The 24392-nt window shown below is 55.3% G+C and carries 20 protein-coding genes; 7 read left to right on the forward strand and 13 right to left on the reverse strand.

Annotation, left to right across the window (positions count from 1 at the left end; all coding sequences use genetic code 11):
* Window positions 1-139: 139 nt before the first annotated feature.
* Entirely contained in the window at window positions 140-1381 is a 1242-nt protein-coding gene (locus tag RMR16_RS09795) for a D-alanyl-D-alanine carboxypeptidase (protein WP_320198548.1), read from the forward strand.
* Here the strand turns inward: RMR16_RS09795 and RMR16_RS09800 are convergent.
* The 9 genes from RMR16_RS09800 to RMR16_RS09840 form a co-directional block, all read right to left on the reverse strand.
* Window positions 1362-2114, reverse strand: a complete 753-nt coding sequence (locus tag RMR16_RS09800; RefSeq protein WP_320198408.1) for a metallophosphoesterase family protein — start codon at window positions 2112-2114, stop codon at window positions 1362-1364. The genes RMR16_RS09795 and RMR16_RS09800 overlap by 20 nt on opposite strands.
* A gap of 5 nt (window positions 2115-2119) precedes the next feature.
* The gene (uraH, locus tag RMR16_RS09805; protein ID WP_320198407.1) at window positions 2120-2476 is read right to left on the reverse strand and encodes a hydroxyisourate hydrolase; all 357 of its coding nucleotides are present in this window, start codon (window positions 2474-2476) and stop codon (window positions 2120-2122) included.
* Entirely contained in the window at window positions 2473-2973 is a 501-nt protein-coding gene (locus tag RMR16_RS09810; protein WP_320198406.1) for an ureidoglycolate lyase, read from the reverse strand. Before RMR16_RS09810 ends, uraH begins: the two co-directional genes overlap by 4 nt.
* 3 nt (window positions 2974-2976) lie before the next feature.
* Window positions 2977-3339, reverse strand: a complete 363-nt coding sequence (locus tag RMR16_RS09815; RefSeq protein WP_320198405.1) for a HepT-like ribonuclease domain-containing protein — start codon at window positions 3337-3339, stop codon at window positions 2977-2979.
* Window positions 3336-3629, reverse strand: a complete 294-nt coding sequence (locus RMR16_RS09820) for a nucleotidyltransferase family protein (RefSeq protein WP_320198547.1) — start codon at window positions 3627-3629, stop codon at window positions 3336-3338. The genes RMR16_RS09815 and RMR16_RS09820 overlap by 4 nt, the downstream gene beginning before the upstream one ends.
* Window positions 3630-3694: 65 nt before the next feature.
* On the reverse strand, window positions 3695-4192 hold the full coding sequence (gene uraD, locus RMR16_RS09825; protein ID WP_320198404.1) for a 2-oxo-4-hydroxy-4-carboxy-5-ureidoimidazoline decarboxylase: 498 nt from the start codon (window positions 4190-4192) through the stop codon (window positions 3695-3697).
* Window positions 4192-5115, reverse strand: coding sequence for an allantoinase PuuE (gene puuE / locus RMR16_RS09830; protein WP_320198403.1), 924 nt, complete (start codon window positions 5113-5115; stop codon window positions 4192-4194). Before puuE ends, uraD begins: the two co-directional genes overlap by 1 nt.
* 67 nt (window positions 5116-5182) lie before the next feature.
* On the reverse strand, window positions 5183-5890 hold the full coding sequence (locus tag RMR16_RS09835; protein ID WP_320198402.1) for a DUF1045 domain-containing protein: 708 nt from the start codon (window positions 5888-5890) through the stop codon (window positions 5183-5185).
* A gap of 105 nt (window positions 5891-5995) precedes the next feature.
* Window positions 5996-7189, reverse strand: a complete 1194-nt coding sequence (locus tag RMR16_RS09840; protein ID WP_320198401.1) for an NAD(P)/FAD-dependent oxidoreductase — start codon at window positions 7187-7189, stop codon at window positions 5996-5998.
* On the opposite strand from RMR16_RS09840, the gene mnmD reads away from it, so the two are divergent.
* Window positions 7188-7916: a tRNA (5-methylaminomethyl-2-thiouridine)(34)-methyltransferase MnmD gene (gene mnmD, locus RMR16_RS09845; RefSeq protein WP_320198400.1), complete on the forward strand. Its 729-nt coding sequence runs from the start codon at window positions 7188-7190 to the stop codon at window positions 7914-7916. The genes RMR16_RS09840 and mnmD overlap by 2 nt on opposite strands.
* Window positions 7917-7970: 54 nt before the next feature.
* On the opposite strand, the gene RMR16_RS09850 is transcribed toward mnmD, so the two are convergent.
* The gene (locus RMR16_RS09850) at window positions 7971-9521 is read right to left on the reverse strand and encodes a DEAD/DEAH box helicase (RefSeq protein ID WP_320198399.1); all 1551 of its coding nucleotides are present in this window, start codon (window positions 9519-9521) and stop codon (window positions 7971-7973) included.
* A 494-nt stretch (window positions 9522-10015) separates the two neighbouring features.
* On the opposite strand from RMR16_RS09850, the gene RMR16_RS09855 reads away from it, so the two are divergent.
* A complete protein-coding gene (locus RMR16_RS09855) occupies window positions 10016-13705 on the forward strand; it encodes a PAS domain-containing hybrid sensor histidine kinase/response regulator (protein ID WP_320198398.1) in 3690 nt (1229 codons plus the stop codon).
* A gap of 58 nt (window positions 13706-13763) precedes the next feature.
* Here the strand turns inward: RMR16_RS09855 and RMR16_RS09860 are convergent, their stop codons facing one another.
* The 3 genes from RMR16_RS09860 to RMR16_RS09870 form a co-directional block, all read right to left on the reverse strand.
* The gene (locus RMR16_RS09860; RefSeq protein WP_320198397.1) at window positions 13764-14153 is read right to left on the reverse strand and encodes a DoxX family protein; all 390 of its coding nucleotides are present in this window, start codon (window positions 14151-14153) and stop codon (window positions 13764-13766) included.
* A 296-nt stretch (window positions 14154-14449) separates the two neighbouring features.
* On the reverse strand, window positions 14450-15247 hold the full coding sequence (locus RMR16_RS09865; RefSeq protein WP_320198396.1) for a class II glutamine amidotransferase: 798 nt from the start codon (window positions 15245-15247) through the stop codon (window positions 14450-14452).
* Window positions 15248-15316: 69 nt separating this feature from the next.
* A complete protein-coding gene (locus RMR16_RS09870; protein WP_320198395.1) occupies window positions 15317-15937 on the reverse strand; it encodes a L,D-transpeptidase in 621 nt (206 codons plus the stop codon).
* Window positions 15938-16313: 376 nt separating this feature from the next.
* Between RMR16_RS09870 and RMR16_RS09875 the strand changes: the two genes are divergently transcribed.
* The 4 genes from RMR16_RS09875 to RMR16_RS09890 all read left to right on the forward strand — a co-directional run bounded on the left by RMR16_RS09875 (window position 16314) and on the right by RMR16_RS09890 (window position 24202).
* Window positions 16314-17723 carry a circularly permuted type 2 ATP-grasp protein gene (locus RMR16_RS09875; RefSeq protein WP_320198394.1) on the forward strand — a complete coding sequence of 470 codons (1410 nt, stop codon included), beginning with the start codon at window positions 16314-16316 and terminating at the stop codon, window positions 17721-17723.
* 3 nt (window positions 17724-17726) lie between these two features.
* On the forward strand, window positions 17727-18668 hold the full coding sequence (locus RMR16_RS09880; protein WP_320198393.1) for an alpha-E domain-containing protein: 942 nt from the start codon (window positions 17727-17729) through the stop codon (window positions 18666-18668).
* 24 nt (window positions 18669-18692) lie between these two features.
* On the forward strand, window positions 18693-19514 hold the full coding sequence (locus tag RMR16_RS09885; protein ID WP_320198392.1) for a transglutaminase family protein: 822 nt from the start codon (window positions 18693-18695) through the stop codon (window positions 19512-19514).
* A gap of 848 nt (window positions 19515-20362) precedes the next feature.
* Window positions 20363-24202 (forward strand): beta strand repeat-containing protein, encoded by a 3840-nt coding sequence (locus tag RMR16_RS09890; RefSeq protein WP_320198391.1) that lies wholly within the window; start codon window positions 20363-20365, stop codon window positions 24200-24202.
* Window positions 24203-24392: the final 190 nt, after the last annotated feature.

Genomic DNA, 24392 nt, shown 5'->3' on the forward strand with positions numbered 1-24392 from the left:
GTGGATTTTCATACTTAATTAAGGATGAAAACAGCCTTTAAAGTTTGAACGGTTTTGTTGCCCAAAAGTGGCATTAGGTTCAGCGACGGCGAATGGACGGACAAGGGGTGGATTTATGTTGGGAACGATCAAACGGAGAATGGACGGAGCGTGGATTTTTGCTCTGGCCTTCCTCTGCACGGTCATCTCGTTGCTGGCGTCTCCGGCGCAGGCGGGTTACGCGCATTTCATTATGGACGCGAATACGGGGAAAGTGCTGGCATCGCAAAACGCCGACGTCAAAAACTACCCTGCATCGCTCACAAAAATGATGACGCTGTATCTGGTTTTCGAGGCGCTACATCATGGCCGCCTGACATGGGACCAGCGCATCAAAATGTCCAAGCACGGCTCATCAGCCGCTCCCTCAAAGCTGTGGGTCAGAGCAGGCACCACCTTCACCGTGCGCGAAGCGGTCTATGGCATGATCGTCAAATCCGCCAATGATCTGGCCGAAGGTATGGGCGACCATCTGGGTGGCTCGGAGGCAAAATTTGCGCAGATGATGACGCGCAAAGCGCGCCAGCTTGGCATGTCGAGCACGACATTCCGCAATGCCTCCGGCCTGCCCAACAAAGCGCAGGTTACGACAGCACGGGACATGGCAAAGCTCGGCCTTGCGCTTCAGCGGGATTTTCCCAAAGAATACAAGATGTTCAACACCAGCTCTTTCAAATTTCGTGGAAACACGATCCGGGGCCACAACCGGCTTTTGACCAGCTATCAAGGCGTGGACGGAATCAAGACCGGTTACACCAACGCTTCCGGCTTCAATCTCGTCAGCGCCGTCAACCACAATGGCCGCAGCGTCGTCGGCGTCGTACTGGGCGGCAAGACATCACGCAGTCGCGATAACCAAATGGCAGCCCTTCTGGACAAGGCCGTGCCAAAAGCATCCAGAACCCACAGCAGCGAGCAGCTGATTGCCAGCGCAAGCACCAGCAGAACATTCGATCTGCCACCGGCAAGCGTGCCACTGCCGATGTTTGCAGAGCGGCGCGATCCTGTCGCCATGCAGATCGCCGCAGCCAACACTGTGATGGCGGACGCGATCCAGACCTCTGTTGCGCCGCCGACAGCATCCAAACGCAGCGCATGGGAAGTTCAGATTGCGGCAGCGGACAGCAAGGCGGCCGCCCTTTCGCTTTTGCGCAATGCCCGGCCTTCTATCCTGTCAAATTATGCGGGAATAGCACCCTACACCGAAGCGGTGCGCAGCGGCTCTGCCACACTGCACCGCGCACGGTTTACGGGCTTTGACAGTCAGGAAGCGGCACTTTCAGCCTGCAAAGACTTGAAAGCGCACTCTTATTCTTGCGTGGTCATGTCGAGCGAAGGCTAAGCCAGCCACCAACGATGACATTGGCCAGTCGCGGCATACCGTTCACACGGGCAAGTTCTGCCATGGCCAGATTATCGTAGCGCACCTGGCGGAAATACACCTGCCAGCCCCGCCCGGTTTCTTCCAGAACGGCATAGCTGGCGAACGGATGTCCGGCCTCCACCTGATGGTAAAATGGCTCATTATCCGTCCATCCGGGGCAACCGACACTGCCGGGATTAACAATCAAGCGACCGTCCGAAAGCTGCACCGTCCGGGCGATATGCGTGTGACCGCACAGCATCAATGTCTGCTCGATGCCTTCGGCAAGCACCTCGATTTCATCAAGCGGGCGCAGATGAAGGACGCCTTCGGGCGAAAGTCTTTCCAGCCAGTACTCCAGATCGTCTTTCGGTGAACCGTGGCAGCAATAGGCCACATCCTTGAAAACCATATCGAACGGCAAGGTCTGTAACCAGTCGAGGTGAGCTGCGGAAAGTTGCGCGTGTGCAGGTTTTTCCCAATCGCCCATCGCCTCGAAAGGACGATCGATAAGAGCGCGATCATGGTTTCCGCGCACCGATGGAATCCTGTTTTTCAGCAGTATATCACCAGTGATACCAGCCTCTAAAGGACCGCTGAAACAATCCCCGAGGTTTACGACATCCTCAATGCCAAGCTTTTCAATATCCGCAAGCACCGCGTCCAGCGCAGCACAATTTCCATGAACATCGGCAATGGCGGCAAAGATCATCAGCGTCAGCTTCCGCGATAGGTGGAGTAACTATAGGGCGAAAGCAGCAACGGGACATGATAATGCCCGCTTTCGTCCGCTATGCCGAAACGAATGGGGATGATGTCGAGGAAGGCAGGTTCCGGCAGAGCAAGGTCTTTAGATCGTAGATAGTCGCCCGCATGAAACACAAGCTCATATTGACCGGCACGAAATTCCTCACCAATCAGCAGCGGCCCGCCGTCGACGCGACCATCGCTGTTGGTTTCCACCGTCTTCAGCTTTTCACGGCTTTCGCCGTCGAGCCGATAAAGCTCGATCTTCAGACCTTGCGCGGGCGTGCCATGGGCAGCGTCGAGAACATGGGTGGTCAGGCCCGTCATGGCTTTGGCTCCGCGATGAAAAAGGGGGTATCGAAAAAGAACTCTTCCAGATTGTTGCCCGGCCCATCCCGATCCACAACCAGAAAATCGCACGTCGCACCAATCGCCATCAATGGATGGTGCCAGACGTTGCGGCGATAGTTTACGCCTTGGTGGCTTTGCGCCAGAAACACCTGTGGCGTTCCCGGCTTACCCCCATCGTCGTCTGAAACGACAACCAGAAAAGGCCGATTGGACAGCGGCGAAAAACTCTGACTTCCCAGCGGATGCCGTTCCATCATATCCACGACATAAGGAAACTGGCGCGGCTGGCCGCGAAAAATATTCAGAACGATGCGGGCGCCCTCACCTGTTACCTCCGGCTCGGTCAAAGCGTGATAACGCTCAGTATTACCGCCATTGATGAGCCGCATGGTCGCCGGGTCAGCTTCAATCACCTCACCAAACGCCGCGAATGCTTTTTGTGTAAGGGGCAGGATTTCAAGAAATTCAGTCAAAATTCATTCACCTTGGGCATGCCAGTTTTGTATGGCGTCGAGGCCGGACAACAGTTCCGGGATCGTTGCTTGCGTCGTTTCCCAGATGATTTCGAGATCAAGTCCGAAATATCCGTGCGCCATACGATTACGCAATCCCCGAATGGCGTGCCAGGGGAAAGCCGGATGTTCCACAATGAAGTCGGGGTAAGAATCCATCAACCGAACCGTCGCTTCACCGATCACAATAAGACACATACCAATTGCATGCTGAGTCCGTATGTCGGATAGAAACTCTTCCTTTTGCATCCCGGCGACAAAACCAATGGCTGCATTGCCTGCCCGTCGCATATCAGACAGATAGTCTAAACGACGATCCATAGTCATATGGGTTTCGCTTCTGAGAGGACTCTGATTTTTACGCGTTCAGGAAAATCGCCAGGTGTGAGAAGATGAATTTTCGTGCCGAGCATCATTTGGTCGAGTGTGTCCTGCAATCCCCCAAGACTAAGTAGTGTCGAGCCGGGCAAAGCATCCACCAGAATATCAAGATCGCTGTCCGGTCTGTCCTCTCCCCGTGCGACCGAACCGAAGACGCGCGGATTGGCCGCGTTAAAGCGTTTGGTCGCTTCGCGGATGGCTTCCCGGTTCTTTTCCAGCACTTCTGAGGGTCTCATGAGACCTATCTCCTGATCCTCAATATAGAGTGCGGACAAGTGCATGAAAAGGCAAGCCAAACGCCTCAGTTTTCCGGCAAAAGGGCAGACAATCGCAGCCATGCAATTTTCTCCACCTGCGTGGTGGCGGTCGTGAATTCCTCTTCCGCGTCGTTGCCGATGCGCGTTTCGAAAGCGTGGAGAATATCTTGCCGGTACAGCCCCTTGACGGCGATGATGAAAGGAAATCCGTTCTTCTTGACATAAGCGGCATTCAGCTCTGTAAAGCGCGCATGTTCCTGCGGCGAAAGACGATCAAGCCCTGCGCCGGCCTGCTCGTTGCGGCTATCGTCAGTGAGCTCCCCAGCGATGGCAAGTTTTCCCGCCAGATCCGGGTGGGCACGTAAAACGCCCAGTCTTTCCTCATGGGAGGCCGCACGAAACTCGGCAGAAAGAGCAGCATGAACACCTGTTGCGGTCAACGGCTCGCTGATTTCACCTGCATCGTAAGCCCGTTCGGCGATAAAAGGCGAATGTTCGAAAACACCGCCAAAGCGGCTGATAAATTCTGCACGCTCAACCATCACACCACCTCCGGCTTATGATGCTCATGCCAATGGCGGGCGATCTCGACGCGCTGTGGTATCCACACTTTCTCGTGGCCCAGCACATATTCAACAAAACGACGAAGTGCAGCCGCCCGGCCCGGACGCCCGACGAGCCGGCAATGCAGGCCGATGCTCATCATCTTGGCGGCGCCTTCGACACCCTCCTGATAGAGCACATCAAAGGCATCTTTCAGATAGGCAAAAAACTGGTCGCCGGAATTAAAGCCCTGCGGGGTGGCGAAGCGCATATCGTTGGTATCAAGCGTGTAGGGGATGATCAGAAACGGGTCGTCCTTCAGACCTTTCACCCAATAGGGCAGATCATCCGCGTAGGAATCGGAGGAATAAAGAAACCCGCCCTCCTCCATCACCAGACGCAAGGTGTTATCGGATGGCTTGCCCTGATACATGCCGTAAGGACGTTCCCCCGTCAGTTCCGTATGCAGGCGCACGGCTTCCAGCACATGCTTGCGCTCTTCTTCTTCGGAAAAATCCTTATATTCCAGCCATCGATAACCGTGGCTGGCGATTTCCCAGCCCGCCTCTTTCATCGCGGCAACGGCTTCCGGGTTGCGCGCCATGGCAGAGGTCACACCGTAAACCGTGGTGGTCACGCCGAGGTTGGTGAACATGCGCCACAGCCGCCAGAAACCGGCGCGGGAACCATATTCGTAAATCGATTCCATATTGAGATTGCGCTGCCCCGGCCAAGGCTGCGCGCCTACGATTTCCGAGAGCAGCGACTCGGATGCCTTGTCGCTATCCAGAATGCTGCTTTCCCCGCCCTCTTCGTAATTGATAACGAACTGCACGGCGATTCTCGCGTCACCGGGCCATTTCGGATCAGGGGTATTACGACCATAACCAATGAGATTACGGGGATAGTCAGCAGAGATCATCAAATCACCTTCACGCAAATTTCGTGAACGGTAACATTGCGAAGCCGAAAGTCGAGAGCATTTTCGCTTATGCTATTTTGCGCGCTGAAACACGCCCCATGGGATGCAGTGAATGGACGCGAAACGGCGCACCCGCTTCATCTTCTACAAAAAGTGCGAGATTGGAAAATTCAAGCTGCCGCTTCAGCAAAGGCTCGAACACGCCCCGTACGGCACGCTCCACCCGAAGGCAATCGCCGGGGGTTACGCCGCCCGTCAGCGTCATCTGAAAACGGAATTCATCCATCACATAAGGATGTCCCCAGCGATGCAGATTGGTGAGCTGGGTGGCCGATAGACGATCCGGGTCGGCGCGCTCGATATCCGCATCCGAAAGCGGTGCGCGGTAACGGTCGAATTCCTGCACCACGCTTGCAGCGAGAAAATTCAGTGTTTCCGATGGCCATGACGGCACCAGACCATAGAGATTGCCGAGCTTTGCGATTTCCAGTGGTGGCAAAGTGAATGGCTGGTGTGTGCCTGCAAAATGCATCAGCCCGCGCAGCAATGTTGCTTCGCACACGTCTTCCGCCAGCCTGAACGGGGCCTTGATGAGACCATGAAAGCCATAACGGCGCGGCAGGGCGGTGTGATAGGAAATTTCCTGCATGCCGAGGCTCGCCACCGCAGGCGGCTCCACGCTCTGGCCGGAATAAACATCGCGCCCGAGCCATGCCGCCGCCGCGTGCGTCATCGGGTCGTTGGGAGAAGGCGTAAAATGAATGGCATACCGCATGCTTTGTCACCCCGCCGTGCAGAACGGATTTCGTCAACTATACTGCATGGGACAAGCTGTTAGGTGATTTGCATGACAGATTAACGACGCGTAAATACAGTCGAATCAAATATTTCGATTGAATACGTGAATGTGATCTTCAGTCGTGAAACTGGTCGGCACATCCAAGGCCCGGCCCTGTACAGCATTCAACGCTGCATCCGCCAGACGATGCGCCAGTCCAAAGCTCACTTTGAACCCCCCGGTCAGTGCGACGATACGGGAATGCTCGGGATGGACGCCCACCATGGGCTCGCGCCCGATCGCCTTGGGCCGCAACCCGGCCCAGCGCTCAAGAACAGCGGCTTTTGAGAGAGACGGCACGATTTGGATCGCTTTCGCAATCAGCGCCTCCAGTTTTTCATCCGTGGAAAATGCATCGTCAAACTCCTCTTCACTCGTGCTGCCAATGGCAACCGTGCCGTCTTCATGCGGCACGATGTAAAGGCCGTTCAGAAAAACGACTGGCATTGAAGGATCAACATTGGCTTGCAGCAGCGCCGCCTGCCCTTTGACCGGCTGGCCCAATCGCGGTTGCGGAGGCAGGTGGAAGGTGTCCGACAACAGAGGGAATGATTGATGCCCTGCCGCGACGATGGCGTGGTCGAAAAGAACGCTCTGTCCATTTGCCAACGTCGCCGTTCCGCCGGCATCTAGGTTGGTGACACCGCATTCCTCGACAACGCGCACATGCTTCGCCGTCCGTAGATAGGCCGCCAGCATGGCGACGAAGGATCGCGGGGCCACCCTTCCGGCAAACGTGTCTTGGACAAAACCCGCCTCACCCGCAGCAGGATTGATCCACCCACCTACCGGCAGGGCATCCAACAGATGCCAGTGAAATTGCTGCCCGGCATGGCTCCAGTTGGTGAGCGCATCATTTTGATGCCGTTCCGCAATAGGCCGCAGATGCGGCTTGGGCAAAGGGATGATGCGCCCGCAGCGTCTGTAGCCTGCCGAAAGACCCGTTTCCGCTTCCAAAACTCTGATTTCGGCCTCAAGGCTCAACAGGGCATCGAATTGAAACTGCTTTTTATCCGACCAGCGATCCGGCATATGTGGCATGAGTGCGCCAAGCAGCCCTCCACTCGCACCGCTTCCGAATTTGCCCGCATCCACCAGTAAAGTGTCGATGCCCAGACGTTCGGCTTTGACTGCCGCCCACAGGCCCATAATCCCACCTCCGATGATCAGCAACGAGGCGGTGGATGGCAAAGGAGATTGACCTGTTTCTCCGGGAAGACTATCGGCTTTAAGCATGACACATCCCGATAACACTCAGCCGGAAAGAGCCGGCTCAAATATGCTGGATTGGCGAGAGGGCGATATGCCCTATTCGCTGGCCTTTGGCGACCATTTTTATTGCCAGACGGACGGACGGCAGGAATGCAGCCATATCTCGCTGGCGGGCAACGGCTTGCCTGAACGCTGGCAAACGGCGGAGGGAACATTCCGCATTGGCGAACTTGGTTTCGGAACGGCGCTGAACCTGTGTGAAACATGGCGGCAATGGAAACTGTCTCGCCCCGCCCATGCGCAACTGCATTTCGTGTCCTTCGAGCTTTATCCGATGACGGCGCATGAGCTTAATCGTGCCCTTTCCCGCTGGCCGGAACTGGATGCGGAGCGCAAGGTTCTGGTCGCGCACTGGCCCGCCCAGCCGGAAGGATCGGTCGAGATCACTCTGGATGAACAAACGAAGCTGACCGTTGTGTGCAGCGATGCAAAGCTGGGGATTTTACAGAGCACCGACGCTTTCGATGCCTGGTATCTCGATGGTTTTTCGCCAGCCCGTAACCCGGATATGTGGTCGCTGGAAATTATGTCGGCCCTGTTTGAAAAAACTGCACCCGGCGGCACATTCGCGACCTTTGCGGCGGCTGGTTTCGTGCGGCGCAATCTTGGTGCGGCTGGTTTTAAAGTCGAGAGGCGACCCGGTTTTGCCGGAAAACGCGAAATGCTGTGCGGTACAAAACCTGAAGCCTGAAACGAAAAACGCCCGGATAAAATCCGGGCGGTTTGTTTTTAGAATGAACGTCTATCAGCCGCGCTTGCGACCACGACCGGCGTTGCCAGCAGGACGGCCCTGACCGGCAGGTGCAAAGGAACCAGTCTTGCGCGCTGGACGACCCTGACCACCGCGATGATTGCGGTTGCCAGCGGGCTTGCCTGCAGCGCCTTCGGCGTTCGTGTTCGCACGCTTGAAATCGGATGTACCGTCCAGATCGTTGTCACGCTCGACGGGTGCATACTCACCTGCGCGTTGACCACGGAATTCGCCATTGCGACGTCCACCATCACGCGGCGCACCGCCTTCGCGGTGTCCACGCTGAGGACGATCACCATGGGCACGTTCGCCGCGCTCGCCACCCTGACGGCGGGGGCCGTTGGCATTTGCGTTACCGCGATTGCCAGCGCCACGGTTGTTGTTGTTGCCGCGAGATGGGCTTGCCAGACCTGCCGGACGTTCGCCGGAAAGGACAGGAATTTCGATCTTCATCAGCTTTTCGATGTCATGCAGCAGACGGGTTTCATCCGGTGCGCAGAATGCAATGGCAATACCATCAAGACCCGCACGCGCCGTACGACCGATACGGTGAACATAGGCATCAGCCACTTCAGGCAGGTCATAGTTGAAGACATGCGTTACAGCCGGAATATCGATACCGCGTGCGGCCACGTCGGTCGCAACCAGAACCTTGAATTCGCCGTCCTTGAAGCCCTTCAACGCGCGTTCGCGCTGACCCTGGCTCTTGTTGCCGTGGATCGACGCAACCTTGAAGCCAATGTGCTCCAGATACTTGGACAGCTTTTCAGCGCCATGCTTAGTGCGCAGGAACACGATAGAGCGGCTATCCGGGTTTTCGTTGAGCGTCTTCTTGAGAAGCTCAGTCTTGTCGTTTTTGCCAACGACGAAGTGAACATACTGTTCAACCTTGTCGGCAGCCTTGCCGGGAGGCGTAACCTGAACGGTGACCGGGTTGGTCAGGTAGCTGCCTGCGAGATCGGCAATTGCCTTTGGCATGGTTGCCGAGAACAACAGCGTCTGACGGCCAGGAGGCACCATTCTGGAAATCTTGCGCAGATCGTGAATGAAGCCAAGGTCCAGCATCTGGTCGGCTTCATCAAGCACAAGGAACGTGACCTTGGACAGCGAGATCGCGTTGCGGGAAATGAGGTCGAGCAGACGGCCAGGCGTGGCAACGAGAATATCGGTGCCTTTTTCCAGCTGAAGCTGCTGTTTGTTGATGGACGCGCCACCAACGACCTGATTGATCTTGAGCGGGGTCTTGCGAACGAACGAACGCAGGCTGTCACCGATCTGGTTGACCAGTTCGCGGGTTGGCGCGAGGATCAGCGTGCGGCAGGTGCGGTTTGCAGGACGGTCCTGAATTTTCAGCAGCATTTCAATGATAGGCAGGCCGAAAGCGGCCGTCTTGCCTGTGCCGGTCTGTGCCAGACCGATCATATCGCGACCTTCGAGAAGAAGCGGGATCGCCTTTTCCTGAATAGGGGTCGGCGTGGTGTAACCGAGCTGGGTAACGCCAGCCACGAGTTTTTCAGAGAGGCCGAGTTCGTTAAAACTGGTCAATAGTATAGCCTTTCGGGGCGCCAAAACGCTTAAGCCCGGATCAGCCCTTGCTGTCCGGTTGTCTTGGCGTCAAGAACCCCGCGTGAATTGGGAACTTGTGGGTTGGAATGACTTTCTGCGCTTCAGTGCGGCGCGTACGCCGTCTCCTGTATCAATGCGCTTTTTTCCTTCATGCGTCGTATGGTTTTGGTTGACGCTGCAGCTCACGCGGCTGCCGAGGGTGAAAGCTTGGAGTGGCATGTCGTATTTTTAGCGAGGAAAGTCAAGCGAATGTTTTAAAATGCAGGGTTTCCGCAATCACAACAACTCGCGAAAACCGAGTAGACGCCATAGCAAAACCTGAATGGCCTATTAAAAATTATAGTTAAAATATCCTAATAAACTTGTCCAACACATAGCCATCCTAACGGTTCTACAATAGTTTCCGCGTAATAGCATTTTTGCGCATACGCATTGATTCCCTTGATGCATGGCCGATTGCGACGGAGACTGTTTTGAATAAAGGCGGCGGATTGCTTGAAAAAGCATGTGAAGGCGTTTTGACGCTGGATATGCCCGCCTGTGTCAAGGACAGCCAGTTGCGTTATGTTTGCGTCAACGCGGCCTATGCGCAATTTGCCGGACGCATCGCTGAAGACTTTCACAACAAAACGTCACATGAAATTTTCGGCAGCGCTGAAGATGTGGCACGGGAAGACAAGGAACGCCGCTGTCTGGTGTTTGCAACGGAAGAGCTGGCCATCTGCAAAGGGCACGGCTCCAACGCACAACACACCATAAAATGCGAGCGATTTGAGACCGAAGACGGCGCCCTGTTCCTGTTCGAAATGTTTGAGACGATACCGTCACTCGACATCGCGACTGCGGCAACATCTCCTCATCGAAACGACCCGTTGATCGCCAATAGCGTGCTTGATTTTCTGGATGTGGCAATCGGTATCTATGGTCCCGATAATGGTCTGATTTACTCAAACGCTCGCCTGGAAGAGTTATACAGTGAACTCAACCTCGACTGGCGGCCCGGCCTTGCGCTGAGGACGATCATCTCTGCCTTCTATGACCATCGTATCAAGGCAAGGGACGGCGACGCCGAGTTCGTTGCGCCGGATAGGCAGACATGGATCGAAGAGAAACTTTCAGCCGGCGACAAACCCTATTCTGAATTCACCGAGGAAATGTTTGATGGTCGCTGGGTGCGGTTCGTCAACAAACGCCTTGAAGACGGTATGCTGATCACTCTGCGCATCGAAGTCACGGATGCGAAGACGAATGAGATCATGCTGCAAAAGCATATGCATGAGAACTGGCTGTTTCGGGAAGCGCTTGAGCGTTTGCCCGTGGCTGTTTTCATGCTGGACGGACAACAGCGCCTTGCCTATGCAAACGCGGCATATGAGACACTTTTGGGGCGCCGTCGGGAAGAATGTTATGGCCTGACCGACGAAGAGATGTTCGTAGAAGGACGGGACCGTTTCCGGCAAGAGAATACCCATATTCTCGAGACGGGAGAGGAACTGCACAAAACGGAAAAGGTGGTGCTGAATGACGGCACGATCCTTCCGGCCATCACTCGAATTGGTCGCATCACCACCCCCACTGACGAGCAATATCTGGTCGGCTCCTTAACGGACACGACGCTGTTGATGCAGCGAAAGCAGGAATTGCTCGAGGCCAGAAACGAGGCCGAGAGACTGCATTCGGAAGTTCAATCCATTCTGCAATCCCTGCCGGTCGGCGTCATGCTGCTGGGGCCGGACCTGACCATAGAATATGCCAACAGCTGTTTTTATGACCTCTGGGAAGTGACCGAACAAATCGACCTCGTCGGGCAACCTTATCGCCGCTATATGGAATTAGGCTACGAAAGCGGAAAGTATAATTTCGGCGACGTCAGCTTTGAAGATGCTTATCGCGACCGTGCGGAGCGCCTGCGCCTGATCGACGGATACACCTCGCGAGAGTTGGAAAGCAAATCCGGGAAGTTCACCATACTTTCCAAGCGTCGCATTGCAGGAAATAAGATCCTCATCACGTTCTCAGACAGCACGGCCGTTCACAGCCGTGATCGGGAAATCAGCCAAGCCCGGCAGGAATTGCAGCGTGTCGGTGAATATATGCGGGATGCGACACGCGTTATGGCTCAAGGGCTGGCGCTTGTCGAAAACGGCCAGATCATTATGTCGAATGATGCTTTGCCACGCATGTTCGATGTGCCTGCGGAGCTGCTGGCTGCCGGTGAAAGCTGGATGCCGTTCTTTTCTCACTGTGCTGCACGCGGAGATTTTGGCAGTGAGGCGCAAGCCGAAGAAACACGCGCGCAATGGCAGGACAATGTCATGGCAGCCAAGCCTTTCTCATGGCTCATTCACGTTGCCAACCAGCGCTGGCTCAATCTGGAAGCAACCATCGGTGCCGGCAGCTATTGGCTTGTTATTGTCACCGATGTCACGGATATGAAGCAGCGTGAGGCAGAGCTTGAAACCCTGTTGGCGCGGGCCGAAGCGGCAGACCGGGCAAAGTCCGAATTTCTCGCCAATATGAGCCACGAGATCAGAACACCGATGAACGGCGTTCTCGGCATGGCGGAATTGCTGGCGAAATCCAAACTGGATACGCGGCAGAGGACATTTACCGACGTCATCATGAAGTCCGGCAACGCATTGCTGACAATCATCAACGATATTCTCGATTTTTCCAAAATCGATGCCGGGCAGATGGTGCTGCGCTGCGCCCCTTTCGATGCCGCAGAAGCCGTGGAGGATGTTGCTTCGCTCTTGTCTTCGCAGGCACTGGCAAAGAATATCGAACTCATCGTTCGCATCGATCCCTCACTCAAAACCATGGTCAGCGGCGATGCTGGCCGCTTCCGCCAGATTGCCACGAACCTCATCGGCAACGCGATCAAGTTCACGGAGACGGGTCACGTTCTGATCCAGCTTTCCGCCGAAGCGACTGACGGAAGCGAGCTCATCCTGGTTTTGCGGGTTGAAGACACCGGCATCGGAATAGCAAAACACCAACTGGACCGCATATTCGAAAAGTTCAGTCAGGCAGACACCTCCTCCACACGCAGACATGAAGGCACGGGTCTCGGCCTTGCGATAACGGTCGGCCTTGCCGGTCTGTTTGGCGGAAAAGTGGATGTGGACAGCAAGGTTGGTGAAGGCTCCACTTTTACCGTGACACTGCCGTTCCGTGTTGTTGCAAAGCATTGCGAACACATCACCGGCCCAATCGATACGAAAAAAGTCAGCGTTCTCATCATCGATGACAATACCGTCAACCGACAGATACTGACCGAACAATTGACCAGTTGGGGCATAGACAGCTACGCCGCAGAAAGCGGCCCGATGGGCTTGGCTATTCTCGAGGAAGCCACGTCTCTTGGCTTCGACATCGACGCGGTCATTCTCGATTATCATATGCCCCATATGGATGGCATGCAGGTGGCACGCAGATTGCGCAGCGACCCACGTCTGGATGACGTGGCGATCGTTTTCCTGACATCGATGGATGCGGTCAACGACGACCGACAGTTGCCGGAATTGAACTTCGATGCGCACCTGATGAAGCCGGTGCGGGCGCGGCTTCTCCGCAAAACGCTGACCGATGTGGTGCGCACATCCCGGTCAAAACGAGCCTTGCGCAACAGCGATGATCACCACACAACGTCGCAGATGCACCAGTTTCCAGAGATACTGCGCAGTTTTGGCGGGGCCAGCACATCGGCTCATGAAAACAGCACGCAAAGCAAAAGACCCCGGCTGCCGTTTCTCGACGTCTTGATTGCCGAAGACAATGACGTCAACCAGATCGTTTTTACTCAGATTCTCCAGCAAACCGGCCTAAGCTTCCGTATCGTCAACGACGGTAAAAAAGCCGTTGAAGCGTGGGAAAGCGAAAATCCAGCCGTTATTTTGATGGATGTGTCCATGCCTGTCATGAACGGACATCAGGCAACAAAACTTATCCGCGCAGCAGAAGAACGCTCTGGCGATATCCGCCGTGTCCCCATCATCGGCGTGACCGCACATGCTCAGGATAGCGACCGCGATCTCTGTTTTGCCGTGGGCATGGATGATTATCTGTCCAAGCCGATCAGCCCTGAGCTGCTTCAAGCCAAGATCGATAAGTGGCTGTATAAAAAAGCGGAAATTGCGGACGAAATACAATCTTTAAACTAAAACGCCGCGTGGACAAAGTCAGACGCGGCGCTCGAAATTTATCCGGATTGTCAGCCTATTAGCCGCGACGTTGATCCGCAGACAACGCGCCGGGGCCAGCCACGACGAGATAGAGGAATACGAAAGAGAACAGGATGGCTGCATCGCCACCGTTCAGAACCGGAAAGAAGCTCTTCGGTGCGTGGGCCATGAAATAAGCGACAGCCATCTGTCCCGACAGGATAAAAGCGACCGGGCGGGTAAACAGGCCAACCAGAATGAGAAGTCCGCCGACGACTTCAAGAAGAGCGGCGATCAGCAGCATTGTTGGAAGTGCACCTTCCATGGTCGATGCAGGAAAGCCAAACAACTTCTGTGTGCCGTGCTCTATAAACAACAGCGCCGTGATGATGCGCAAAGCAGCCAAACCATAAGGCTGGTATCGCGATAGTTTGTCAAAAAGTGCCATGAATCATTAGTCCCCGTTAAAGCTCACTCATCGCAATAGATGCAACAATCCCGGAGAAAAATACACCAGTTAAACACTGGAGTTCACGTTTTCGGCACCCAAAAACAATGCTCTAAAATACGAATTCGGATTTTCTACAGCAGGTTGAAACAGGCTGTATTAAAAGCATATTTTCACAATTCTGCAATTTATACGATTTTGGTCTGTCTACCTTCAAAATGAACAACCGTTCTTCAATCGTATACAAAGGCTGGGCGAAGCAGCCAGCAGAACGACAGACATGAGACTGAGAACCGTCAGGCCATCATCAGCGCAGCAGGCTGTTCGACCGGATTGAATGGCTGGAAGGTAATATCCGTGCCGATGATGGTCGCCACCGTGTTCGCCGGTATCGTTTCCCATTTTTCCGCGCCTGTGCCAAAAGGCTCCGAAGCCACGGCAATGCCCTGCCCCATATTGCGCCAATAAAGTGTTGGTGGACGCGCATCGCTGGACCACCGGAAAGCGTGCAGCTTTTCACCATCCGCGTGGATGGCGCTAAACCGGACTGGCTGATCCAAGCCGGAGCGTACCACCACATCGACGCAGATCTGCAATGTCTTTTTCAACGCGCCGACCGGATCGCGCTCCAATCCAAACCCGGCAGCGATCAGGAATATCGCCTCGCTGTCGCCATTGCCTGCGCGTGAGCAATAAACCTCATCGGGAATATGTGCCTCAATCGCCCGCTTGACCTTTTCATAACCGCCAATCTGGCCGTTATGCATGAAGAGATGTCGCCCGAAGCCAAATGGATGGCAGTTCGCCATGGAAACCCCGCCCGTGGTGGCAGAGCGCACATGCGCCAAAAACATGCTGGACCGGAGCTGATGGCAGAGCGAGGTCAGGTTGCGATCCGACCATGCGGGCAGAATGCCGCGATAAATGCCCGGTTCGCCGCGTTCGCCATACCAGCCAATGCCACACCCATCGCCATTCACAACCGTTTTCGCCTCCCGCGCCGCCATAGACTGGCTGATGAGCGAGCTTTCCGGCTCGATCAAAAGACTATCGAGCCAAACAGGGGAGCCGGAATAGGCGAGAAAACGACACATGCGGTCACCGTCGAGAATCGGGTTGCGATCCGGTTCAAAAAGCCCCGGATCTAGGCATTAGTAAGGTTGTTACGCCTGCAAAACCACGACGCGCGCGCCGACCGGAACCCGTTCGTAAAGGTCAACGATGTCGTGGTTCAGCATACGAACGCAACCGCTGGACATGGCATGACCGATGGACTGCGGCTGATTTGTGCCGTGCAGACGGAACATCGTGTCATTGCCTTCGCGGTAGAGATACATGGCCCGCGCACCCAGCGGATTGTTGGGACCACCCGGCATACCGCCTGCATATTTGCGGTTGCGTTCCGGCTCGCGGCGAATCATGTTTGCGGTTGGCGTCCAGCTTGGCCATTCGGCTTTGCGGCCAACGTAAGCGTTGCCCTTCAACGCAAGGCCCTGCCGTCCGACACCGACGCCGTAACGCATCGCACGCCCATTGCCCATCACGTAATAGAGGCGGCGCGCCGGTGTATCCACAACCACGGTTCCGGCTGGATGCGTGGTTTCATAGGCGACTTCCTGACGGCGAAGCTCTGGATTGATCTTGTCCAGAGACATGGCCTTCAGCGGGAATTTCTCATCCGGTATCGCTGCGTAGTTTTGGCGCTGCTGAACGAAATTGGTGCTGGCGCACCCGGCAAGAAGAAGCGGAAGTCCGAACAGGACTCCACGGCGCGAAATGGACATATTACCCCCGGTCGATGATCTTTCGATTAACAAGGAGTATAATTTTATGGTTAACAAACCTCTAATTGCAGCGGATCTGCAATTAACGAAAGTATCGCGTTAAAATATCTTTTTACGTTTCGATATCGCGCCGCAAGAATGGCGCGAATTTAAGCAAACGCATGTTGCGCATTCATAAAGATTGGCCCGCCAAACGCTCTCAGCCATGAAACCTTTCTCCCTTTGCCGCATTTTCATGCGGCAAGGACTGAAACTGCTTATTTTATGCGTGTTTAGCTGAAAACGGGACGTTTAAAAAATCTGGGCCGTGACTGCGCATGGTTCTTGCATTGCTATCTTTGTTGTATTCAAATGGGCAAAAATGGGGAACCTAAAGTTGGCATTTGACGAAATGATAAATGCGGACTCAACTCCGCGAAGCCCATACGATAAGTACAATGAGTGGTACAGCCGGCAGGATAGATCACACCTGATCCAGAAGTCACGGGACGCTGAAAACATCTTCCGCAAAACCGGTATCACCTTTGCGGTTTACGGCCATGCAGACAGCGCCGAAAAGCTGATCCCCTTCGATATCATCCCGCGCATCATTTCGGGTCGTGAATGGCGCAAACTGGCGCAGGGTATCGAACAGCGGGTGCTCGCACTCAACGCCTTTCTGGACGATATCTATCACAAACAGGAAATCATCCGCGCCGGGCGCATTCCCCGTGAATTGATTGAGCGTAACGAAGCGTTTCTGCCCGAAATGATCGGCTTCAAGCCACCGGGCGGCGTTTACACGCACATTGTCGGCACGGATATCGTCCGCACCGGCGAAGACCAGTTCTATGTTCTGGAAGACAATGCCCGCACGCCGTCCGGTGTCAGCTACATGCTGGAAAACCGCGAAACGATGATGCAGATGTTCCCGGAACTGTTCCATGAGAACAAGGTTCAGCGGGTCGAGGATTATCCGTATCAACTGCGCCAGTCCCTGTCTTCACTGGCGCCACGCGGTTGCACCGGCAAGCCACGCGTCGCAGTCTTGACGCCCGGCATCCACAACTCCGCCTATTACGAACACTCATTCCTTGCCGACATGATGGGCGTGGAACTGGTGGAAGGGTCTGACCTGCGCGTCATGGACGGCAAGGTGAAGATGCGCACAACACGCGGTTATGAGGCCATCGACGTCCTTTACCGACGCGTCGATGACGACTTCCTTGACCCCCTCACCTTCCGCCCGGATTCAGCGCTCGGCATTCCGGGCATCATGGATGTCTACCGCGCAGGCAACATCACCATCGCCAATGCGCCGGGCACCGGCATTTCCGATGACAAGGCGATCTATTCCTACATGCCTGAGATCGTCGAGTTCTATACGGGCCGCAAGCCTCTGCTCGAAAACGTGCCGACATGGCGCTGTTCGGAGCCGGACAGCCTGAAATACGTGCTGGATAATCTGGCTGATCTGGTCGTGAAAGAAGTTCACGGATCGGGAGGATACGGCATGTTGGTTGGCCCGACGGCGTCCAAAAAAGAACGTGCGCTGTTTGCAGACAAATTGCGCGCCCGCCCTTCGAATTACATTGCACAGCCTACGCTTTCACTTTCCACAGTGCCTATCATGGTGAAAAACGGCATCGCGCCACGCCACGTCGATCTTCGTCCCTATGTTCTGGTTTCAGACAAGGTGAAGATCATTCCCGGCGGGCTGACACGCGTTGCGCTCAAGCAGGGATCACTCGTGGTGAATTCCAGCCAGGGCGGCGGCACCAAGGATACGTGGGTATTGGAGGACTAAGCCATGCTGGGAAGAACGGCGAACGGACTCTACTGGATGTTCCGCTATATTGAACGAGCCGAAAACATTGCCAGACTGGTGGATGCAGGCATGCGCGTTTCACTCACACGCAGTGGCAGCGCCGACGAGGACTGGGACGGCGTGCTGCAAAGTGCTGGTGCACGTGAGGAGTTTCTCCAAACCCACGGGAAAGTCACCTCGGTCGATGCTATCGACTACATGCTGCGCGACAAAGCCAATCCGTCCAGCGTCATGTCCTGCATCGAATTCGGCCGCAACAACGCCCGCATGGTGCGCACGGCGCTGACGCGCGAGACGTGGGAAGCGACCAACGAGTTCTGGATCGAGCTGAAGAGCCTTCTGGCCCGCAAGGTCAAGGCAGCGGAACTGCCGCAGGTTATCGACGTCATCAAACATCGGGCGGGCCTCGTGCGTGGCGCGTTCCACGGCTCCATGTTGCGCAACGATCTCTATAATTTCTCGCGCATCGGCACCTTCATTGAGCGCGCAGACAATACGGCACGCATTCTGGATGTGAAATATTACGTGCTGCTGCCCGCCGCGGCACAGGTCGGCTCCTCTCTGGACAATGCCCAATGGGAATCGATCCTGCGTTCGGTTTCCGCACACCGGTCTTACGGCTGGGTCTATGATGCGGAGTATAAACCTGCGAATATTGCAGATTTTCTGATCCTGAATGGAAGAATGCCACGTTCTCTTGCCTATTGTTATGAAAAGATCGTCAGTAACCTTGGTTATCTGGGCGACGACTATGACGAAAGACACAAGGCGCATGAAACGGCGGAAGCTATTCAGGCGACGTTGCAGAAAACAACGATAAACCGTGTGATGGATCAGGGCTTGCACGAGTTTCTTGAGCTTTTCGTCAACAAAAACGCGCAACTGGGACAGGAAATCACGGACGGCTACCGCTTTTATCAGTAAGCGGACGTGAGACGGGGAATTGGCATGCATCTCAAGATCAACCACACCACAGAATATCTCTATGATGAGCCAGTGCCCTACTCACTGCAACGGCTGCGGCTAACGCCTGCCGATGGCCCAACGCAGACGGTGGGCGAATGGGAAGTCACCGTTGATGGTGCAACCGTCGAAGTGCGTTATGACGACCACTTCGGCAACCGTGTTGAACTGGTGGAAACCGAAGGGCCGCGCCGCGCCGTAAAAGTCGTGGCACGCGGCGAAGTTGAAACAAAAGACATGGCGGGCGTGTTCGGTCCGCATGTCGGCAATGCCCCGCTTTGGCTTTTCCTGCGCGAAACACCCCTGACGAAACCCGGCAAACTTATTCGGGAACTCGTGCGGCAATCCACAGGCGATAGCCCGCTGGAGCGGCTGCACGAGCTGATGGCGCTCATTCATCTGGAAGTCGAGTACGAAACAGGATCGACAGGCACGGAAACCACGGCGGAACAGGCGCTGGAAGCTGGAAAAGGCGTGTGTCAGGACCACACCCACATCTTCATTTCCGCCGCGCGCCAAATGGGCATGCCCGCGCGTTACATCTCCGGCTATCTTATGATGGAAGACGTGGCAGAACAGATTGCGACCCATGCATGGGCCGAAGCCCACATTCCCGGCCTCGGCTGGGTGGGTTTTGATGCCGCCAACAAGCTCTGCCCCGACGACCGCTACGTGCGCATCGCCAGCGGCCTCAGCTACCGCGACTGCGCACCCGTTTCCGGTATGCGTGTCGGTCTGTCCGGCGAAAGCCTTTCCGTTTCGGTAACAGTGCAGGAAACGCAAAGCCAGAGCCAGTCTCAGAGCTAAAACAACAAAAAAAATATTAGGACTATCTACATTGATCGCACTCCACGGCTTCCGCGCTGTGAGTGCGTTTTTTGTTATATTTCCGGCCCGTTGGTTTTACTATATTCATCACAGCTAAATTTAGCTTTCGACCAATTATATGCGGTTTTTCTTATGAATCCTTCGGATTTGAACATGGGAAGACGGTGACAATACCGCTGAACGCCTAAGCTATTCGAAATTATAAATAATTTTAGACCCATCAACTGACACAAAAAGCGCATATACCAAAAAAAGTCATCTCACGGCAAGGAAGTCTGATTTTGTATTTGAGGATCAACTAAAAGAATTTGATCCTATTTATAGACGGAAAAAATAGTTTGATTTTCCTCCAAAATGAGACAGGTTTATCGTCTGGTTAATATTTATTAATCGATTTAGACTCCGGGTAGACTTCGAAGAGACATAAACCGGCTAACCGGGTTAACAAAATTTTCACACTTCCCAGATGATAGTGATAACGGTCATGTGAGGTGTTCGTGAAGCGCCAATTTCTGGTGCTATGCGCTTGCCTAAAAGCATCGCGTCGAAAACGAAGCTCTCATGTCATATGGCGTAGGGATCAGAAACCGATGAGGGTTCTGTACGCATGATGCCCCTCCAATGCGCCGGCTCGTTCGAGCCATGTTCTGCGTAATGCCATTGTCCAGACGGACTCTTTACCGATCGATATCGCACTATCGACCGATTGAGACACTGTGTCGGTCCACACGTCAGCATCCGAAACCATCGGATGTAGCCTTCGGCTGCGTGTACAGATTTGACAGGTGGATGGCGCTTTGGTCAGCTATCAACGGGGGCACTTGTCCATGACTTCGATCATTTCGTCACTTTCTATTAAACAGATCTCTGCTCTTTCGACGACTTCCATCTCAACACTGAATTCCGACGACGTCGCAGCCCTGAGCACGAAACAGGTTGCCGCACTGTCATCCGCACAGATTGGCGCATTCAGCACGGATGCGATTTCTTCCTTCAGCAGCACCTCGGTTGGCGCCATTTCGGCCAAGGCCATCGTTGGCTTGACGGTTGCTCAACTGGGCGCCATTGGAACAGAGCAAGTCTCTGGCCTTTCGACTGGTCAGATCGTTTCGCTGTACACAAGCCAGCTTGAAGCCTTCAGCTCTGACAACATCGCAGCTTTGAGCAGCACACAGGTTGCAGCACTGACGTCGGGCCAGGCCGCCACGCTGTCCGCCGACGAACTCAACAGCTTCTCGACCGACGAAATCGCTGTTTTGAGCGCAAAGGCACTCTCCGGCCTGACCACGACAGCACTCGCTGGCCTCAGCACAGACAAAATCGCTGTTCTTTCCTCCACACAGGTCGCAGCGCTCAGCACAGCTCAGGTCGGTTCGCTGACTTCGGATCAGGTTGGCGCACTGTCCACCGGCCAGCTCGCAGCCTTGACGACAAAGCAGATCGCCTCTGTTTCCACGACAGCCATTGCAGGTTTGCAGTCCACGCAGGTTGCCGCTCTCAACTCCAAACAGCTTGCCGCACTCACAACGGCACAGCTTGACGCGTTCAGCTCCGACAACATCGCAGCGCTCACCAGCACGCAGGTTGGCTCACTCAGCTCTGCACAGGTTGCAACGCTGTCCGCTGACGAACTGAACAGCTTCTCCACCGACGAAATTGCTGCGCTGAGCACTGCCGCTCTCGCAGGCATCACCACAACGGCGCTTGCCGGTCTGAGCACCGAAAATCTTGCAGCCTTGACCACCGCACAGGTTTCCAAGCTCGGCACAGGTCAGATCGCATCGCTGACATCCGATCAGGTTGGTGCCCTCACCAACGGTCAAATCGCCGGACTGTCCGCAACGCAGGTCAAGTCCCTGACGGTCGCATCTCTGGCAGGCTTGCAGACCACGCAGGCTGCGGTACTGGGCTCTACGCAGCTCGCCGCACTCACAACCGCACAGCTTGATGCTTTCAGCTCCGACAACATCGCAGCTTTGACAAGCACACAGGTTGGCGCATTGAGCTCCGCTCAGGTCGCCACGCTGTCCGCTGACGAGCTGAACAGCTTCACCACGGATGAAATTGCTGCACTCAGCGCAAAGTCCCTCGCAGGCCTCAGCACGACAGCACTGGCTGGTCTCAGCACAGGCAATATTGCCGCTCTCACCTCCACACAGGTCGCCACGCTGACCACAGGCCAGGTGGCATCCATCACGTCGGACCAGGTTGGTGCCCTCACCACGGGTCAGATCGCTGCCCTGACAGCAAAGCAGATCGCTGCCGTCACCACCGACGCTCTCGCAGGATTGCAGTCCACGCAGGTTGCCGCCCTGAACTCCAAGCAGCTCGTCGCACTCACAACCGCACAGCTCGGTGCTTTCAGCTCCGACAACATCGCAGCTCTCACCAGCACGCAGGTCGGCTCATTGAGCGCTGCCCAGGTTGGCACGCTGTCCGCTGACGAACTGAACAGCTTCTCCACGGATGAGATCGCTGCACTCAGCACGGCAGCTCTCGCTGGCATCACAACAACGGCACTTGCCGGTCTCAGCACAGACAATCTCGTCGCGCTGACGACGGCGCAGGTTTCCAAACTCGGCACAGGCCAGATCGCATCTCTGACTTCGGATCAGGTTGGCGCTCTGACCACTGGCCAGGTCGGTGGGCTGTCCGCGCTGCAAGTCAAGGCGCTATCCGTCGCCTCTATCGCAGGATTGCAGACCGCTCAGGTCGGTGCGCTCTCCACAACACAGCTTGCCGCGTTCACAACCACACAGCTTGATGCTTTCAGCTCTGACAACATTGCTGCACTCAGCAATACGCAGGTTGCTGCACTCAGCTCTGCACAGGTTGGTACGCTCTCCGCTGACGAGCTGAACAGCTTCACAACCGGTGAAATCGCATCTCTTTCGGCCAAGGGTCTTGCTGGCTTGACGACAACTGCTCTTGCTGGTCTCAGCACAGGCAATCTCGCTGCCTTGACCACAACGCAGGTTGCGACGTTGACCACTACGCAGGTCGGCTCGCTGACGTCTGATCAGGTTGGCGCTCTCACCACAGACCAGGTCGCAGCGTTGACCGCCAAGCAGATTGCTGCTTTGACGACCGACATGCTGGCTGGCCTACAGAGCACGCAGGTTGCCGCACTCAGCAACAAGCAGCTTACCGCCCTCAGCACAGCGCAGCTTGCTGCTTTCAGCTCCGATAACATCACAGCCCTGACAAGCACTCAGGTCGGTGCATTGAGCGCCGCCCAGGTTGGCACGCTTTCCGCTGATGAACTGAACAGCTTCACAACGGACGAGATTGCTGCACTCAGCACCGCAGCTATCGCAGGCATCGTAACCGCAGAACTTGCAGGCCTCAGCACAACCAACCTTGCAGCGTTGACCACAGCACAGGTTTCCAAACTGGGCACAGGCCAGATCGCATCCCTGACGTCGGATCAGGTCGGCGCGCTGTCTGTCGGTCAGATTGGTGGACTGTCTGCACTTCAGGTCAAGGCACTATCGGTAGCCTCTATTGCAGGATTGCAGACCGCTCAGGTCGGAGCCCTCAGCTCCACGCAGCTCGCAGCGTTCTCAACAACGCAGCTTGATGCCTTCAGCTCTGACAACATTGCTGCACTCAGCAGCACACAGGTTGCAGCACTGAGCTCTACACAGGTCTCGACCCTTTCCGCTGATGAGCTGAACAGCTTCTCGACGGACGAGATTGCAGCCTTGGCAACCAAATCTCTCGCTGGCATCACAACGACTGCGCTTGCTGGTCTCAGCACAGGCAATCTCGCCGCTCTGAGCACCACGCAGGTCACAACATTGACCACTGCCCAGGTTGGATCGCTGACATCGGATCAGGTTGGCGCTCTCACCACAGACCAGATTGCAGCTTTGAGCGCCAAGCAGATAGCCGCTTTGGCAACAAACACGCTGGCTGGCCTCCAGAGCACGCAGGTCGCAGCCCTCAGCAACAAACAGCTTACGGCCCTCACCACAGATCAGCTTGCTGCCTTCAGCTCAGATAACATCGCAGCTCTGTCAAGCACTCAGGTCGGTGCATTGAACTCTGCACAGGTTGCTACTCTTTCTGCTGATGAACTGAACAGCTTCACCACGGACGAGATTGCAGCGCTCAGCACTGCGGCCCTCACAGGCCTCAGCACAACAGCACTGGCCGGTCTCAGCACCACCAACGTCGCTGCGCTGTCGTCCACACAGGTTTCGAAGCTGGGCACCGCTCAGGTCGGATCCCTCACGTCTGATCAGGTTGGCGCTCTCACGTCAGGTCAGATTGTTGGCCTCAGCGCCCTGCAGGTCAAGGCAATCAACGTAGCCTCTCTGGTAGGATTGCAAAGCACGCAGGTTTCGGCATTCAGCTCCACGCAAATTGGCGCCCTTACCACAGACCAGCTTGCTGCCTTTAATGCCGACAACATCGCAGCACTGACCACAGCACAGGTTGGCGCTCTCAGTTCCGCACAGGTCGCAACACTTGACGCAACCGAACTGAACAGCTTCGATGCAAACGAGATTGCAGCTCTCAATACAAAGGCACTGGCTGGCATCTCGACAACTGTGATCAGCGGACTGGACGATGCCACGCTTGACGGCCTGACTTCCACTCAGATCCAAACTATGAACAGCGACCAGGTTGAAGCGATCATTGCAGCATATGCATCCACCTGATCAGGGGTAACCTGTCAGCCAGTATGAGACTTGAAACGGCGCGGCACATGTCGCGCCGTTTTATTTTTGTAGCTTGTGACGGTGTCCTATACGGTTATCACTCGTAGAGTGAGATGGGATCACCTAGGGTGATCGTACCTTTACCCAAAGATGCAACAGCACCTCTTGCCCTTGCGAATATCGTGACCCA

Origin of the sequence: Agrobacterium sp. rho-13.3, from assembly GCF_033957765.2 — a bacterium.
Lineage (GTDB): Bacteria > Pseudomonadota > Alphaproteobacteria > Rhizobiales > Rhizobiaceae > Agrobacterium.

Bases quoted from the DNA above. Each gene is read 5' to 3' on its own strand.
- puuE (WP_320198403.1), bottom strand. From the start codon at position 5,115: ATGATCTCTGCTGACTATCCCCGTAATCTCATTGGTTATGGTCGTAAT.
- RMR16_RS09860 (WP_320198397.1), bottom strand. From the start codon at position 14,153: ATGGCACTTTTTGACAAACTATCGCGATACCAGCCTTATGGTTTGGCT.
- RMR16_RS09885 (WP_320198392.1), top strand. From the start codon at position 18,693: ATGCATCTCAAGATCAACCACACCACAGAATATCTCTATGATGAGCCA.
- RMR16_RS09890 (WP_320198391.1), top strand. From the start codon at position 20,363: ATGACTTCGATCATTTCGTCACTTTCTATTAAACAGATCTCTGCTCTT.
- RMR16_RS09820 (WP_320198547.1), bottom strand. From the start codon at position 3,629: ATGAGACCCTCAGAAGTGCTGGAAAAGAACCGGGAAGCCATCCGCGAA.
- mnmD (WP_320198400.1), top strand. From the start codon at position 7,188: ATGACACATCCCGATAACACTCAGCCGGAAAGAGCCGGCTCAAATATG.
- uraH (WP_320198407.1), bottom strand. From the start codon at position 2,476: ATGACGGGCCTGACCACCCATGTTCTCGACGCTGCCCATGGCACGCCC.
- RMR16_RS09840 (WP_320198401.1), bottom strand. From the start codon at position 7,189: ATGCTTAAAGCCGATAGTCTTCCCGGAGAAACAGGTCAATCTCCTTTG.
- uraD (WP_320198404.1), bottom strand. From the start codon at position 4,192: ATGGTTGAGCGTGCAGAATTTATCAGCCGCTTTGGCGGTGTTTTCGAA.
- RMR16_RS09795 (WP_320198548.1), top strand. From the start codon at position 140: ATGGACGGAGCGTGGATTTTTGCTCTGGCCTTCCTCTGCACGGTCATC.
- RMR16_RS09870 (WP_320198395.1), bottom strand. From the start codon at position 15,937: ATGTCCATTTCGCGCCGTGGAGTCCTGTTCGGACTTCCGCTTCTTCTT.
- RMR16_RS09800 (WP_320198408.1), bottom strand. From the start codon at position 2,114: ATGATCTTTGCCGCCATTGCCGATGTTCATGGAAATTGTGCTGCGCTG.
- RMR16_RS09880 (WP_320198393.1), top strand. From the start codon at position 17,727: ATGCTGGGAAGAACGGCGAACGGACTCTACTGGATGTTCCGCTATATT.
- RMR16_RS09815 (WP_320198405.1), bottom strand. From the start codon at position 3,339: ATGACTATGGATCGTCGTTTAGACTATCTGTCTGATATGCGACGGGCA.
- RMR16_RS09835 (WP_320198402.1), bottom strand. From the start codon at position 5,890: ATGCGGTATGCCATTCATTTTACGCCTTCTCCCAACGACCCGATGACG.
- RMR16_RS09865 (WP_320198396.1), bottom strand. From the start codon at position 15,247: ATGTGTCGTTTTCTCGCCTATTCCGGCTCCCCTGTTTGGCTCGATAGT.